This is a genomic window from Parabacteroides sp. PH5-46 (genome assembly GCF_029892785.1).
GTDB lineage: Bacteria > Bacteroidota > Bacteroidia > Bacteroidales > Tannerellaceae > DFXE01.
The window spans coordinates 349,881-366,183 of the sequence record NZ_JARXXA010000001.1; the positions used below are offsets into that span (position 1 = coordinate 349,881).

The 16,303-nt window shown below is 46.6% G+C and carries 13 protein-coding genes; 3 read left to right on the forward strand and 10 right to left on the reverse strand.

All coding sequences use genetic code 11. From position 1 onward, the window contains the following. The first annotated feature begins 28 nt into the window (after positions 1-28). Positions 29-1,924 carry a biosynthetic peptidoglycan transglycosylase gene (locus M2470_RS01460; RefSeq protein WP_280743083.1) on the forward strand — a complete coding sequence of 632 codons (1,896 nt, stop codon included), beginning with the start codon at positions 29-31 and terminating at the stop codon, positions 1,922-1,924. Here M2470_RS01460 and M2470_RS01465 read toward each other — a convergent pair. The 9 genes from M2470_RS01465 to M2470_RS01505 form a co-directional block, all read right to left on the reverse strand. Further along, entirely contained in the window at positions 1,908-2,762 is an 855-nt protein-coding gene (locus M2470_RS01465; RefSeq protein ID WP_280743082.1) for an ATP-binding protein, read from the reverse strand. The two genes, M2470_RS01460 and M2470_RS01465, sit on opposite strands and share 17 nt — an antisense overlap. Next, positions 2,759-3,433, reverse strand: a complete 675-nt coding sequence (locus M2470_RS01470; protein WP_280743081.1) for a response regulator transcription factor — start codon at positions 3,431-3,433, stop codon at positions 2,759-2,761. Before M2470_RS01470 ends, M2470_RS01465 begins: the two co-directional genes overlap by 4 nt. Before the next feature lie 97 nt (positions 3,434-3,530). Continuing rightward, positions 3,531-4,301: an SGNH/GDSL hydrolase family protein gene (locus tag M2470_RS01475; RefSeq protein ID WP_280743080.1), complete on the reverse strand. Its 771-nt coding sequence runs from the start codon at positions 4,299-4,301 to the stop codon at positions 3,531-3,533. 163 nt (positions 4,302-4,464) lie between these two features. After that, the gene (locus tag M2470_RS01480) at positions 4,465-5,220 is read right to left on the reverse strand and encodes a hypothetical protein (RefSeq protein WP_280743079.1); all 756 of its coding nucleotides are present in this window, start codon (positions 5,218-5,220) and stop codon (positions 4,465-4,467) included. 91 nt (positions 5,221-5,311) lie between these two features. Beyond that, complete coding sequence (locus tag M2470_RS01485; RefSeq protein ID WP_280743078.1) at positions 5,312-6,133, reverse strand: purine nucleoside phosphorylase I, inosine and guanosine-specific; 822 nt, start codon at positions 6,131-6,133, stop codon at positions 5,312-5,314. A 78-nt stretch (positions 6,134-6,211) separates the two neighbouring features. Continuing rightward, a complete protein-coding gene (locus M2470_RS01490; RefSeq protein WP_280743077.1) occupies positions 6,212-7,471 on the reverse strand; it encodes an amidohydrolase in 1,260 nt (419 codons plus the stop codon). Between the two features lie 9 nt (positions 7,472-7,480). Beyond that, the gene (locus M2470_RS01495; RefSeq protein WP_280743076.1) at positions 7,481-8,791 is read right to left on the reverse strand and encodes a DEAD/DEAH box helicase; all 1,311 of its coding nucleotides are present in this window, start codon (positions 8,789-8,791) and stop codon (positions 7,481-7,483) included. Further along, positions 8,788-10,143: a dipeptidase gene (locus M2470_RS01500; RefSeq protein ID WP_280743075.1), complete on the reverse strand. Its 1,356-nt coding sequence runs from the start codon at positions 10,141-10,143 to the stop codon at positions 8,788-8,790. The genes M2470_RS01495 and M2470_RS01500 overlap by 4 nt, the downstream gene beginning before the upstream one ends. Before the next feature lie 154 nt (positions 10,144-10,297). After that, the gene (locus M2470_RS01505) at positions 10,298-11,545 is read right to left on the reverse strand and encodes a serine hydrolase (protein ID WP_280743074.1); all 1,248 of its coding nucleotides are present in this window, start codon (positions 11,543-11,545) and stop codon (positions 10,298-10,300) included. A gap of 202 nt (positions 11,546-11,747) precedes the next feature. Here M2470_RS01505 and M2470_RS01510 point away from each other — a divergent pair, with 202 nt between their 5' ends. Then, positions 11,748-12,611 carry a DUF6599 family protein gene (locus tag M2470_RS01510; RefSeq protein WP_280743073.1) on the forward strand — a complete coding sequence of 288 codons (864 nt, stop codon included), beginning with the start codon at positions 11,748-11,750 and terminating at the stop codon, positions 12,609-12,611. A 23-nt stretch (positions 12,612-12,634) separates the two neighbouring features. After that, the gene (locus M2470_RS01515) at positions 12,635-13,828 is read left to right on the forward strand and encodes an aldo/keto reductase (protein ID WP_280743072.1); all 1,194 of its coding nucleotides are present in this window, start codon (positions 12,635-12,637) and stop codon (positions 13,826-13,828) included. A gap of 7 nt (positions 13,829-13,835) precedes the next feature. Here the strand turns inward: M2470_RS01515 and M2470_RS01520 are convergent, their stop codons facing one another. Continuing rightward, positions 13,836-16,292 (reverse strand): TonB-dependent receptor plug domain-containing protein, encoded by a 2,457-nt coding sequence (locus M2470_RS01520; protein WP_280743071.1) that lies wholly within the window; start codon positions 16,290-16,292, stop codon positions 13,836-13,838. Positions 16,293-16,303: the final 11 nt, after the last annotated feature.

Here is a 16,303-nt window from a genome sequence, read left to right on the forward strand (position 1 = left end):
TACTTTTGCTGCGCATTACCGATTTAAAATGAAGTTGACATATCAGAAATTCCGTATCGTAGCAATTATAATCCTACTTTTGTTGTTAGCGCTTTTACAGAGCGGTAATCTGTTTGTCCGATTTCTTGTGAAGCCGGAACTACAGGCTATTGAAAAGAAATATGATGTCACGATTCAATATAATGCCATTCTGCTGAAAGGTCTGAGCAATGTGCAGATCAAAGGGCTTACCCTTACTCCCAAAGATGCCGACCGCCTACTGAAAGTCCAATCCTTTGTTGCTCATTTAGATTTCAACGAATTATTAAAGAGAAAGATCCGTATCAACAGTATGGAAGCAGACAAGGTAGAGTTCAGCCTGACAAAGGAAGGTAGCGATTCCAACTTTGATTTATTATACCGTCTGTATCCTGCCCTTTCGGAAGCAGAAGAGACGATAGCCAGCACAACGGATTATGCAGCCAAGATAGGACGCGCGTACGATATGTTATCTCTTTTGCCGGATTTCCAGCTGTCTGTAAAGAATTTGTTCGTTTCTTATCAGAAAAACGATAGGTTGTATTCTATAACTATCCCGGAACTGCTTCTGGACAAAGACAGGTTCAATATCGTGATCCAAAACGAAGAAGGCAATACACAGAACGAGTGGATCTGCCGGGGGACCTTACAAGAAGACAAGCAGAAACTGAGCCTCCGTTTGTTTACGGAAGATCCTTCCCAAAAGATAGCTCTGCCCTTTATCAGGCAACGATGGGATGCCACGGCCTTGTTTGATACCCTGGCGCTTGAGCTGACTATCCATGATTTGCAGCCGGATGTGAAGACCCTTACAGGCAAAGGAGGCATCAAAGGATTGGTGTTGTATCAGGAAAGTATCTCGCCGGATTCTATCTACCTTGACAGAGGCTTTATCAACTACCGAGTGCATGTAGGCCCCAACTTTGCCGAGGTAGATAGCAGTGCTACGACTGTTTATTTCAACAAGCTGAAGCTGAGTCCGTACCTCAGGATAGAAAAAAACAAGGACTGGCACATCCGGGCAGCTCTGGATAAAAAAGATTTTCCGGCAGACGATTTGTTTTCCTCCATTCCCAAAGGCTTTTTCTATAACATAGAAGGACTAAAAGCCGAGGGGACATTGAATTACCACTTCTTGCTGGATGTTGATATGACACGTGTGGAAAACCTGCGGTTTGAGTCTTCCCTACAGTCGCACAACTTCCGGATACTCCAATACGGGAGAACCGATCTGAGGAAGATGAACAGTTCTTTCCTGCATACCATTTACGAGAAAGGCAAGCCTGTCCGTACCTTCCGGCTGGGGAGTGAGAATCCGGACTTCCGCCCCTATCGTTCTATTTCCCGTTACCTCCCGATGGCGATCATGCATGCCGAAGATGCAGGATTTATGCATCACAGAGGCTTTATACCGGATGCATTTCGTAGGTCGCTGGTGCAGGATTTGCTGGAACGTCGTTTTGCACGCGGGGGCAGCACCCTGAGTATGCAGCTGGTAAAGAATGTGTTCCTGAGCCGCAATAAAACGATTGTCCGCAAACTGGAAGAAATTATGATCGTGTGGCTCATTGAAACCTGCAGACTTACTTCTAAAGAGCGCATGTTTGAGGTCTACATGAATGTCATTGAGTGGGGGCCGAATGTATATGGGGTAACCGAGGCAGCCCGTTACTATTTCGGTAAAACACCCTCGCAGCTGACCTTGGGAGAGTGTGTGTTTCTGTCGTACATTATTGCTGATCCCAAGCGGGCACGCAGGCATTTTTACGGGAATGGAACCGACGTTAAACCGGCCTTTCATATTTTTTACAGAGATGCTGTCAAACGGATGCTTCAACGGGGCTGGATCAGTCCGGCCGAGGCTGCAGCAGGAAATCCCCATGTCGCCATTATCCCATGGCGCTGAAATCTATCCGGACTTTTGTCCCTTTATTTAAGGTGGATGTAATAGAAACTTCTGCTCCGTACACATGCAGGATACGGATCGAGAGGCTCAGTCCTATCCCGTTACCCGGTAGTCCGCGAGTGTTACCGGCCCGATAGAAGGGCTGATAGATGCGGCTAAGCTCCTCGGGCGGGATGCCGATTCCCTGGTCTTCTATTTCAAGGGTAGTACCCCGAAGGCGTATTTCTATGGGCTTATCCCCTGAGTACTTCAAGGCATTTCCGATGATATTCTCCAGAGCGATTTTCAGTAGTTGGGGATTTACATTCAGCGTAAAAGCAAAGTTGTCGGGCGAGTATTGGATACGATTTTCCATGAATTGCATCAGATATTCAGCCAGGAAGACTGTTTCGGTGGCCGACTTCAGGATTTCATCCTCCCCTTTCGAGAGGAACATCAGGTGCTTCATCAGTTGGATAATCCGCTTGGTTTCCGACAAGATGCGCTGTAAGGCTATCTGGTATTCGGCAGGTGTACGTTCGCGCATCAGGCTTATTTCACATTCGCCCTGTATGGCAGTCAGCGGATTGTTCAGTTCGTGAGAGGCATTGCTGATAAAGGATTTTTCGCTCTGATAGGTATTATCTATCCGCTCAATCATATAGGTGGCGTAGCGTTTGCCTACAAAGTAGATGAGTACCCCGTTGATCAACAGGAAAGCCACAAACACCCAGATACGGTACGGCAGAAAAACAGCCGGGAAGAGCACGATTAGCAAGTAAAAGATAATAGAAACAACCGTGATTACCCCTACTGTGATATACGTGAAATAATATGCTATTTTCTTTGCCGATGTCATGCCTCTATCATGTAGCCAATACCGGATACGGTACGGATTAGTTTGCGGTCGAACCCTTTATCTATCTTTGTTCGCAGATAGTTCACATACACATCCACGACATTCATGTTCCGGTCTGCTTCCTTGTCCCATACCTGCTTGATAATGTTTTCACGGCTCAGCGGTGTTCCCTGGTTGAGCATCAGATACTCCAGCAGGCGATATTCGCGGACGGTCAGGTTAATGGCTTCTCCCTTGCGGATGGCGCGCCGGTTTTCTGTTTCCAGCACCAGGTCGCCACAGCTCAGCGACGAGCTTGTTTCCCCTACCTTTGAACGACGCAACAAAGCCTGGATACGGGCGTCCAGCTCCTGAAAACTAAAGGGCTTCACCAGATAATCATCTGCTCCGGCAGCCAGTCCTTTTACGATATCATCCGTAGTACCCAAAGCCGTTAGCATAATTACCGGAGAGGCATATCCGTACGCCTCCCTATACTTGCGGCAAAGCTCCAGTCCGTCCATCTTCGGCATAATAACGTCCAGAATTAATAATTGGAACTGATCCTCTTGCACCAATTCCCATCCTGCCTCGCCATCATACGCTGTCCGCACCTCGTAGCCCAGCTCCTGCAGCCCCCTCTCAATAAAGGAAGCAATATTTACTTCGTCTTCTACCAGTAGTATCTTCATATCTTTTTATTGGAACACGCAGTACGCAGCACGCAGCATGGGAAATTACCTTTTCTTTCCATTCTGCCGTTCTGCGTGTTCCGTTCTGCGTTCTGCTTTATTTAAGGCCACAGGCCTCTAACCACATATTAGCCATGAGCTGACGGCCGGGCAGGTCGGGATGTACGCCGTCGTAGGCCCAGTAGCGGGTGGGCGCTTGTTTGATGGCGGCGTCGAAGCCGGCCTGGAAAGGCACGAAAACAGCATTAAATTCGGCTGCCAGCTTTTTGGCTATACTACGGTATTCGTCAAACTTAGGGAACCATTTTTCATCTTCAATGGCCGAGCCACCTTTCAGAGCAAAGGGTTCGCAGATTACAAACTGTATATTGGGTAGTTTCTCTTTAGTATAGCGCAACAGGTTGCGATAGTCGTTTTCATACACTTCGGCTGTGCCTTTGTAGCCGCCTCCCAGGGTATGCCAGTAATCGTTCACACCAATCAGGATGCTCAGTACATCGGGCATGAACGCCAGACATTCCATTTCCCAACGGTCCCGAAGTTGATATACCTTATTACCGCTTATTCCGCGATTATAGATTTTCAATTGTTTGGACGCCTCTTTTGTTAGCAACTGCGAGGCAATAAAAAGTGAATAGCCATTCCCCAGCATCTGCATGGAGTTTGCATTATTGTTGGAGTAGTCTCTGCCGGCATCGGTAATGGAGTCGCCCTGCAACAGAATCACGCTGTCTTTTTTCAGGCTAATCTTCGGCGCATTGACAGCCATATTTTCCTGCACAACCGCTTTAGCTAATTCCGGTATCATCAGAGCCCCTGCTCCGGCTAACATTCCCTTTTTTAAAAAATCTCGTCTTGAATCTTTCATAGGTGATCAAATTTATGATTAATACTTACTATCAATTACATGTTCTAAAGCGACACAAATCTATCAAAAAAGCGCGGAAGTTCCTGGGTCACGTCTGAATAAAAATAGCTCACATCCGATATTTTTTCAGACGTGAGCTATTTTATTTTGGTAACGAGCTATTTTATTTTTTTAAAATGATAGTCAGCGGTTTTTCGTCATTGTAATAGGCGTGGCACTTATCGGTGGAGAACAGGAAGTCTTCTTTTATCACTTCTTTGTCTTTTATGTAGCCAAAGAATGTGATGTAGTCTGATACTGTTTCGTTGCCGGTAGCACCGAAAAGCTTCGTCAGACCATCACTTGTAAGCGCATAAAAATAGGTGCCGATTCGTTGAAAATCTTCCTGCATATATTTGGATGGAGTAATGTCTGTATCTTTCCACAATACTTTGATGCTATCCAGGATAACAGGCGATTCGTCTTCGTAATACACCTTAACTCCAAACGAAAAAAGAACCTCCGTACATTGGATATCATCATCTCCTCTCAGGGTAACAACCAAAGGCTTTTCGCCTGAGTAGCTAACATGGCATCGGTCGGCACCAAAAAGAAAACCGTCATTAAATACTGCTTCGCCGTCTATATAGCCGGATATTATTAACTCCTTCTTTTCTCCTACCAGTAATGTCTGATAATTATCGTTGGTAATTTCATACATTCCTGGCTCGTACGCTGTCTGAGTTTTTTGGGGAGTGATGTCTTTATCATCCAGTACAACCTTTATACTGTCCAAAACTACCGGATTGCCATTTGTATCCTGCACTTTCACGGTATAAAAGCAAAATTCTTCCGTACAAGGCGTATCCGGATCCTTGGACGAATTATCACAGGAGAAAAACAATCCAATCATTAAAAGAGAAAATACATATTTTTTCATAAGCTTAGTTTTATATGACCCTCCCCCTCTTGAGAGGGGACAGAGGGTGTGTTAATATTTCTTGCTGATGCAAAGATACGAATAATAGTTGTTATATCCTAGAAACCAAGTGGGTAAATAGCAATGTCATCTTACCGGCGGCTTCGTTAGCGGCTTTGATTACATCTTCTCCGTCGTTCACAAAATCATCGGCAAAATGGTAACCTTCGTTGGTTATGACAGACATACCGAAGATGCGTAATCCGGCATGGCGGGCTACGATCACTTCCGGAACGGTACTCATCCCAACGGCGTCTGCTCCCGCTTTTCCGAAGAAAGCATACTCGGCAGGTGTTTCGTATGAAGGGCCGGTAAGTCCTACGTAGACTCCCTTTTTCAGCGGAATGTTATGTTCCGAGGCTATCTCTTCTACCAGGCGGATAAACTCGCGGTCGTAGGTGCGCGTCATGTCAGGGAAGCGAGTCCCGAACGCCTCATTATTCGGCCCGATTAACGGATTTGGGGCCATATTGATGTGGTCGCGGATAATCATCAGGTTGCCTACTTTGAAGGTGGTATTGATCCCTCCGGCAGCATTGGAAACCAATAGATTCTTAATGCCTAACAGTTTCATCACCCTAACAGGGAAAGTAACCTGCTCCATACTGTATCCTTCGTAATAATGGAAGCGGCCCTGCATGGCAAGTACCTGCTTCCCTCCCAGCTTGCCACAGATAAAGTTACCTTTGTGCCCCGTGGCCGTGGAGTGCATAAAGTGGGGAATTTCCTTATAGGGGATAACAATAGCCTCTTCTATCTTATCGGCCAATGATCCCAAGCCGCTTCCTAATATAATAGCTGTCTCTGGATTTCCCTTGATACGGCTTTTCAGATAATCCGCAGCTTCCTGGTATTTCTTATTTGCTTCGTTCATTTCTTTAATGATTAATTTCTAACGATTAATGATTAATTATTATTTTTTTACTTACCACTTACAGCATACCGCTTGTCACTATCTTTCCATCAGTTTGTATGCGATTTCTGCTGTTTTCTCTAGGATTTGGTCTTCGCCGGGGACTTGCTTGTTCTGCATCAGGATTTTTCCGTCGCAGATTACAGTGTCTATGCAACTGCCATTGGCGGCATATACCAGGTTTGATACGAAATTGAAGTTGGGTGTGAAAGCAGGCGTCCGCAGGTCTACGAGGCAAAGGTCGGCTAAGTAGCCTTCTTCGATGCGTCCGGCTTTTAGTCCCATCATGGCAGCTCCCTGTTCCGTAGCGGCATACAGCATCTCGTCGGCTGTCAATACTACCGGGTCTTTCCGCCAACCTTTTCCCAGTAGAGATGCCAGTTTCATCGCTTCTACCATGTCAAGATTGTTGGACGACGAACAACCATCCGTACCTATGCCAACAGCTACACCTGCCTTGCGCATCTCGGCAAATTTAAACTCAATGCCGGAGGCCAGCTTCATATTAGAGGCCGGATTGTGTACCACTTTCACCCCGTGGTCGGCCAATAGCTGTATCTCTTCTTCGTCTACATACAAGCCATGTGCAATGATGAGACGGGGCGATAAAACGCCTAGTTGATGCAGGTAGCGGACGGGTGTATGTCCAAAGTGGCTGACAGAATCCCGCATTTCCGTTTCCGTTTCCGCCAGATGCAGGTGAATCGGCACCTGATGCTCGGCAGAAAAGGCGTCAATCCATTGAAGCAACTCTCCCGAAACCGTATAAATAGCATGCGGACCCAGTGCAAACTTTATGCGTGAGCCATAATTGCCCATTCCATCGAATAGCTTATGCACATGTGTCTTGGCCTTCTCGGCCTGTTCCGGTTGAAAATGATCGAAGCAGGCGCTTGAAATCGTAGCCCTGATCCCCATTTCCTCAGTCGCCATAGCTGTAGCCGGAAACTTATGATACATATCAAAGAAAGCAGTCGTTCCGCTTTTGATCATTTCCAGGCAAGCCAACTTAGCACCCCAGTAGACATCCTCGCGTGTGAGCTTAGCTTCGTTTGGCCATATCTTTTCCTCCAGCCAGGGCATCAGTGGCATATCGTCGCCAAAGCCCCGGAAAAGGGTCATAGCTGCATGCGCATGCATATTAACCAATCCCGGAATTACAGCCTTCTTCTTTGCATCTATCACCGTATCTGCATCATTTGGCAGATAATCGGCTATTTGTTTTATATGATTGCCTGAGATTAAGATATCTCTGGCTTTACCGTTTAACTCAGCCCCTTTTATCAGTATTGTTTTCAATGTCAATTTTTATTTTTGATTAAATTTAGCTTTCATGTTCTTTATTTTCTCGTCGCGGATGTGTTTTAGTAAATCAGGCAATTTATCCCGTTTCACAGCTGCATACGAGCAACTTTCCTTTACTTCTACTACCCCTAGTTCGTCTTTCGTTAATCCGCCTTTCTGGAACAGAAAACCTACTACATCCTTCTTGCTCAGCTTATCCCGCTTCCCTCGGTTGATCGTAAGTGTAACCCATTCCGAACGAAGCGGCTGCTTTGCTTTCTCCGGAAGGAAAAACTCCTCCGGTTCGCGTTCGATATATTCGGGAATCGTTTCTATTTCATTTAATATAAGAAAGGCGTTTCCTTCGGCGTGCATACGTGCCGTACGCCCGTTTCTGTGTATATAGGCTTCTTCGTTCAGCGGCAGATGGTAATGGATAACGTTCTTTACCTCCGGGATATCCAGTCCTCTGGCTGCCAAATCAGTAGAGATAAATACGGTAGCGCTTCCGTTTCGAAAGTGAGAGAGGGCCTTTTCCCTCTCGGGCTGTTCCATTCCTCCGTGGAAGTGTTCATTATCTACCCCCATTTCTGTCAGGTAACTGCTGACCCGTTCTACTGCTTCGCGCAGATTACAGAAGATCAGTGCCGAGCCGCCTTTTAATTCTCCCAACAACTTGTAAAGCGTTTCCAGTTTATCTTTGACGGGAGACTGTACAACATAAACCGTCAGCCCTTTGGACTGCCGGGTACCCGACAGAAAAGAAAGACGTACCGGAGCCGTTATACCCGTAAACGCCGGTATGTTTATCGCTTCGGTAGCGGATGTCAGGACTCTCCTTCTAACTCCTGGCAGATGTGACAGAATCTCCTTCAGTTGAGAGAGAAAACCTAGCTCCAGCGTCTTGTCGAATTCGTCCAGTATGAGCGTCCGTACGGTATCCAGGTTGATATTTCCCCTATCCAAGTGGTCTACAATACGTCCGGGAGTACCGATCAAGACAGCCGGAGGATGCTCCAGGCTCTTCTTTTCCGTTCGTATCGGATGACCGCCATATACGCAGTTTATCTTGTAACCGGCTCCCAGCGAGCGGAAAACCGTTTCTATCTGCAAAGCCAATTCACGAGAAGGGGCAACAATCAGCGTCTGTATGGAAGCTTCCCCCTGCCGCATAGTAGTCAGCAAGGGAAGCAAGAAGGCAAGTGTCTTGCCGGAACCGGTCGGACTCAGAAGAACCATATCCTTCGTCGTTCCCGCATCCAACACGGCCTGTTGCATCTCGTTCAGCGCCGGAATACCGACGTTAGCCAGTGCGTTTGAAATAAGATCGTTCATTTATACTCTCTGTAGAATTCGGCAACGGACTCGATTCCTTTGTAGAAGAAGTCGAGCATCATACTTTCGTTGGGGGAATGGATGGCGTTTTGTTCCAAGCCAAAGCCCATCAGAACAGTCTTGATGCCTAACACTTGCTCGAAAGTGGAGATGATAGGGATACTACCACCTCTGCGGACAGCTAAGGGTGTTTTTCCGAAGGCAATCCCCATCGCTTTCTCAGCTGCTTTATAGGCCGGAAGGTCTATTGGACAAACATATCCTTGTCCACCATGACTAGGGGTTATCTTTATTTTCACCGACTTGGGAGCGGCTTTCTTCAGATAGGCTTCAAACATGGCCAGTATCTTGTGATAGTCCTGGTTGGGAACCAGACGCGTGGATATTTTGGCGTATGCTTTTGAGGGCAACACCGTCTTGCTTCCTTCGCCCGTATATCCTCCCCAGATGCCACAGATATCAAACGAGGGGCGACAGCTGTTGCGCTCCAGCGTTGAGTAGCCTTTTTCGCCAAATAGCTCGTCTACTTCAATGGCTGCTTTGTATTTTTCTTCATCAAAGGGTATTTTGGCTATCATCTCCCGTTCGGCAGGTGATACCTCTTCTACATCATCGTAGAAGCCGGGGATGGTGATCCGTCCGTCTGCATCGGTAATGTCGGCCATCAGCTTGCAAAGTACGTTGATCGGGTTGGCTACTGCCCCGCCGAAGTGTCCGGAATGCAGGTCGCGGTTAGGCCCCGTTACTTCCAGGTCCCAATAGGCCAGGCCTCGCAGGCCGGTGGTTAGCGAAGGTATCTCTGCGCTAACCATGCTGGTGTCCGACACCAATATTACATCTGCTTTCAGTAATTCTTTATGCTCTATACAGAAGGCTTCCAGACTGGGCGATCCTATCTCTTCTTCCCCCTCGAAAATGAACTTCACATTGCATTGCAGCAGGCCTTCTTTCAGGGCTATCTCAAAGCCTTTTACCTGAATCATCGCCTGCCCCTTATCATCGTCTGCACCACGCGCCCAGATGCGTCCGTCGCGGATTTCCGGTTCAAAAGGCTCACTCTTCCAGAGCTCGAATGGCTCAGCAGGCATTACATCATAATGAGAATATACCAATACCGTAGGCAATTCGGGTGACACCATCTTTTCGCCATATACAACAGGATTCCCTTTTGTAGGCATCACTACGGCTTTGTCTGCTCCCGATGATAATAAGATTTTTGTCCAATGCTGCGCACAGGCCATCATATCTTCTTTATGCTCATGTTGCGCACTCACGGACGGTATGCGGATCAGAGAAAACAATTCGTCTAAAAACCGCTCCCTGTTTGTTTGGATATACTCTTTTACTGACATAGATTTAATTTTAGTTGATTCAAGTAACAAAGATAAACGGTTTGACGGAAAGGTTATCATTATTAAGGTATTTTTAAAGCGGTAAGTAGTAAGTGGTAGGTGGTAAGGGAAATATATCTTCATACCACCTACCACTTACAACGTAGCACTTTTTTTATTCCAGCACCTGATACACCGTATTGAGGAATTTTTCCCACACCAGAGTATCGGGTATACGATTGGTATAGAGGAGGATGATCATGTCTTCTTTGTGGTCGATGATGTAGTCGGTATTGGCCATGCCACCCCAAGACAGGGAACCTTCAGACACCATGGGAGATGCGTTGGGGAGTATGTCCCAGTCTGCTTTTCCTCCGGGGTATATCTGGAAGCCTATGCCGAAATTGAAGTCCGCATCCGCATTGCTGGGGTGTGGGATCTGGTTTTTGGCCATGATTTCAATTGTGCGGCGGCCCAGTATCCGTTTGCCGTTGAATGTTCCGTAGTTTAGTATCATCTGGCAGAAACGGGCATAGCCTTCGATAGTGCCGTTCAGGCCGGTTCCGGCGTTTGCATAGCGACGATCTTTGCCAAAGGGATTCCGTCCGCTCCACATCTCTACAGGCTCTATTTTGCCGTCTTTTTCACGGTAAATGGTCACAAACCTGTCGGCATACAATTGATCGTAATAATAGGCCATATCTTTGATTCCCAGCGGATCAAAAATCACCTCTTTTACATATTCCTGAAGTGTTTTACCGGAGAAATACTCTACCAGGTATCCGCATACATCGGAGGCGGGATGGTAGTTCCAGCCTGTTCCCGGGTCAAAAGCCAGCGGACATTTCACTAGTTCTTTTACGAAAGCGCCCAGCGTTTCAAAGCCTTCTACCTGTGCTCCGGGTGCCCGGCGGGGACCCACAATACCGGAAGTATGGCTCAGCAAGTGGCGGATCAGTACAGGCGAGGCAGCTTTCCGCGTCTTGGGGTTTTCACTGTTCCGCTCCTCCCCTTCTTCTATCACCTGATCGGTCATTTCCGGGATGTATTTGGACACCGGATCGTCCAACTGGAATTTCCCCTGCTCAAACAAGGTCATCAGGGCTACGGTAGCAATCGCTTTCGTTTGCGAATACATCCTGAAGATATCGTCTTTTTGCAAGGGTATCTTCTTCTCTACATTTCTCCATCCGAACGTTTTGTTGTGGATTACCTGCCCGTCTTTCGCCACAAAGGTAAGCGCGTGTGGGATAATCCCCTGGTCTACATATTCCTGCAATAGCTTATCGATCCGGTCTAAGCGCGAAGCGTCTACTTTGAGTGCCTTATAGTCAGGCTGATAATTGAATGATTGCTGTCCCTGAACAGACATCGCGAATGATACTGCAATCAGTATCAAGCCAATAAAAGATAGCTTTTTCATATAAAAACGTATTTGTTAATAGATTCATTAATAGTAGCAAATATACACAAAAAAATAATTCAGAGAAATCGTCCCACAACTGTAGAACATATGTTCTACAATTGTTGAATTCGTGTTCTACAGTTGTTGAATACATGTTCAACAGTTGTGGGACATATAAGAAAATATTTTTACATTTGTGCAAACCAATTATTGTATGCAAATGAGTTCTTGTAAGTATTTGGCAATTAGTTTGTTTATGTTGGCTTCCGGACTTGTGTATGCACAAACACCGGTAGCCTTGAAGGCTTGTTTGCCGGAAGTACCCGGTTGGACGATAGCCAATGAAGCAGAAATCTTTAGTCCTGACAATTTGTTTGACCGTATCAACGGGGCTGCCCCCTTGTTTATCGAGAATAATTTCCGGGAGATGACATCTCTGGAGTATAAAAAAGGAGACGATTACATCACCATCCAGGCATACCGGCATGCTACGCCTGCTGATGCTTTCGGGATGTACTCGGCCGAGCGCTCGTCTGACCTGACGTATCTACCCATCGGAGGAGAAGCGCAGGGCGACGATAAAAACCTCTACTTCTTTGCCGGCTCTGTCTACGTAAAGATGTGGACCAGTAGCGATGCAGCCACAGAAGCGCTCCGGCAGGTTGGCAGCGCCCTTGCCCAATGCATAGATCCGCAGGCAGACTATCCTTCGCTGCTCAAGCTATTTCCGGCGGAAGGAAAACAGCCTTATACCGAATCCTATATCACAGCCAGTTACATAGGGCACGAATTTCTGAAGTCGGCATATGTAGCGACCTATAAAAATCCGGCAGACCAGCCGTTTCAGCTCTTTCTGATAGATGCTCAGTCAAACGAAGGAGCCGAAGAAATACTGAAAGCCTATTTCACCTTTACCAAGCAGCCACTGGATTACCAGGAAGGTACACTGCTGATCAAAGACCGGTATAACGGAGATATCCCGGCTTTGTGGAAAGGGCAATACATCATCGGTGTATTCAATGAAAACGGGGATACTATCGAGGGAGCCGACAGCTTCATCAATCAATTGGCGAAAAGCCTTTAAACCAAGTAAATTAAATTGTAATCATGAAAAACAAAAGCGTAAACAGAAGAGATTTCCTGCGGCTTTCCGCTACAGCCGGAGCGGGCGCCTTTATACTACCCAATACGGCAGCAGCAGCGATACAAAAAACAACAGCTACTACGAATAGTACCTCCGGATTCCCCGTTCGTACCTTAGGCAGAACCGGCATTCAGGTTCCTATTATCAGCATGGGTGTTATGCGGGCTGATAATCCGAATGTTGTAAGGGCAGCCTATAATTCGGGTATCACTTTCTTTGACACAGCACACGGATACCAGAATGGGCGTAACGAAGAAATGCTGGGCAACTTCTTCAAAGGCAAGCCCCGCGACTCTTTCAGAATCGCTACAAAGGTTAAGTTCGACCAACCTTTGAAAGATAATTTTGAAACAGAATTTGCAGATATGTTCGATATCAGCCTGAAACGCCTGCAAATGGACTACGTAGATATCCTCTATGCACATGATATGAAAAGTCCTGAAATAGTGAAGGATGGGAGAGTAATTGAAGCCTTGAAAAAGTTAAAGGCGGAAGGTAAAATACGCCATGCCGGCTTTTCTATGCACAACAATAATGCGGCACAGATAGATGCTGCTATTGAAGCAGGAATATACGATGTAATCTTGCTGAGCTACAACTTTAAGTTGGAAAAGCTAAAGGAACTGGACGAAGCAATCGCTCGCGGAGCCGAGGCCGGAATAGGCTTTGTAGCCATGAAGACCATGACCGGAGGTTCTGAGGATGCCGAAGGAAAAACGCAAATAAACGGCCAAGCCTGCCTGAGATGGGTCTGGAGCAACGAACATATCGCAACAGCTATTCCCGGATTTACCAGTTTTGACTTGCTGGAAGATTGCCTGGCTGCAGCGCAAAACCCGCAATTAACGCCCAACGACAAAGAGTATCTGGCGCAGTTATGCGGACAGGAGTTATTATACTGCCAGCAATGCGGCAAATGTCAGGATCAATGTCCGGAAAACCTGCCCATCCCTGATATCATGCGTGCCTATATGTATGCTTACGGGTATAAGAATGCCGGCCTGTCCAAAGAAACACTGGCGGAATTAAACCTGGCGAAGGATGTCTGCAAAAAGTGCGATACCTGCAAGGTAAACTGTATATCAGGTTTTGACGTAGCCGGCAAAATAGCAGCCATTACCCCTGTTATGCAGGTCTCTGATGTGTTCCTGAGCTAAGGTGGGCTTATTCTACCTGTATTTTCTTTACGGCATGAACGATTTTACCGTCAGCAGTTATCCCTTCCAGGATCATTGAGTAGGTGGTGGAAAAGTCGGACGAGTAAAAGTCAAATGAGGCTTTGCCGTCTTCATCGGTAACTATATCCGGCTTCCAGAAGATGGTGGTCCGGTAATCGGGGCCGGAGGTGTATCTCAGTTTCGGTGTGTCGTATTTGGGCGAATAAAACTCAGCCGGCTGCTGGTATCCCAAGGGAGATAAGACAAGCTTGTTTAACTCTTGCGAGTCGAGGATACCACTCCCTCCCCTGCGGGTTGTTATGGCAATGGCACCATGGGCTCCCCTTACTCCGAATATGCTGGCACTAGGTCCTTTATATACATCAATACGTTCAATGTCAGAACTATTTACCGCCTCTAAGGGAGAATCATAGGGCGAATACAATACATCCGGCCATTCCATAGGTATACCATCTATCAATACGAGCGGATTATCTTTACTACCTCTGATATGGATATAGCCATTGCCAGACACCCGTACTCCCGGTATATTCTGCACTAAATGCATAACCAATGACGCATGCCTTTTTTCTATTGTCTCCAGGTCTATTGAAATATCCGAACCTTGTGAATACCAGGGCAATTGAACTTTTTGTTTTTCTATTTTCCGTGCTACAACCTCTACATTGGCAAGATGAACCACCCGCATATCTTCATCGTATTTAGCCCGTTGCTCTGCTTTCTCCAGGAAGGGATTGCTGGTAGAATCAGCCTTTAGCTGTTCTGTTAAAACCGGCAAGGGTTTGACGAGAAGGTTCGATAAGGCGGGGAATATATGTTCGTTCAGCACTAGTTCAACGCGTGGGCTACCTTTCTTCCCCAACGATTGGACAAAGTAGGTGGTACTGTCCGGAATTTCCATAGAAGCGAAAGAGAATAGCCCGTTTTCATCGGTTTGAGCCAATCCGAACTCTCCACTTGAGGTGATAACAGATACCTCACTGTTGGGTACAGGTTTTGCACGGAACAGGCTCTTTACGCTCCCGGACAGGATATCTCCTTCTTCAAAGGGAATTTCCGGCTGGTTTATAGTGCCTTTCAGCACTTCCGGAATGTTATACCGTTTCCAGCCGTGTACCATCATCAGGTAGTCTAGTTCAAGGTTCCTTTTATCCGTATCTTCTTCAAAATAATATCCTGGCGACTCGATATACCCCTTCAGTTCGGAAGTCAGCAACAAAGAGGTTAAAATGGATTCGTACGGGTCTATGGTGATGTCTTTATCGTCGGTTACGGAAACAGATATATTCCCCAGCAGGGAAAGGTCGTCCTGATCCGACACTCTGATGGTTGATGTGATCTGCTCGCGTGTCTGGTAGCTGGTTTTGTCTGTCTGAATATCCAGTTTTGCCGTTTCCATTTGTACGTTTTTGGAGAAGACCAACCGCTCGCTCAGGGGATTCATCTGATCATCAAACAAGATAGCCTGTATCACGCCCGGAGGTAATTGCTCCTGCGTAAAGGATATATAAGATTTGTGCTTATCCCAAGCTCCGAAATACAGCACAACACCTCTGGACTGAACCAACAGGTAAGTAGGTAAATCCAACTGCATATCAAACGATTGTTGCTTGCTGATAAAGAGCCTGTCATTCCTCCAGTAAGTCAGTAGAGAACGGGCGCCGCTTTTTGCTTCCGGCAATTCTATGCGTTTGGAGAGGCCTTTATCGTTCACGCAATTCAGGTAGTATTTTCCTCCGCTTGCAGGTATAAAAGAAAAGACGCCTACCCCTGCGTGATGGCTTTTTATCAATGCCATCATGTCTCCTGCTTCGTTTACCACTTCGCCGGTGATGTATTCGGAATAGCCGTTCCGGTTCATTGCCTTGAAGGCTACTTTACAGAGCGTTCCGGCCAGCAGATTACCCCCTTCCGGGAAGAAGGACACATCATAATCATCCTTTAGGCGGGATGCCTTTTTCTTCTTTGCTTTCCGCTCTTGTTCCGTATCTGCCGACAGGCTTCCGATGTATATCTTCTTTCTGTAAAAGTACTCCGAACCCAGGTTTTCCATATAGCGGGTATAGGCGCGAAGGGTATATTCTCCTTCCGGTACGATGTCTGAGAGGAAGATATGTCCGTGATACATACCGTCTTGCGGACGTATCTTTACTCTGCTTATCAATGTATCTGCCGGGCTGATCAGTTCTACATATACATAGCGGCTTTTGGTAGGTGAAAGGTGCGATAAAGCGTCTACCGGATAGGCTTTAAACCAGATATTCTCTCCCGGTACATAGTGGTTACGGTCTACGTGCAGATGCAGTTTCTCTTGTGGATAATTTGCTAATTGGCTGGCTATCTGATTTTGCACATCAACATCCGAAACAAGAGTGTTTTTTGTTTGTCCAAGGCTAGCCTGCCACATAGCCAGCAGTAGTATAGAGATAACAAGTGGTTTCATGGTAGATCATA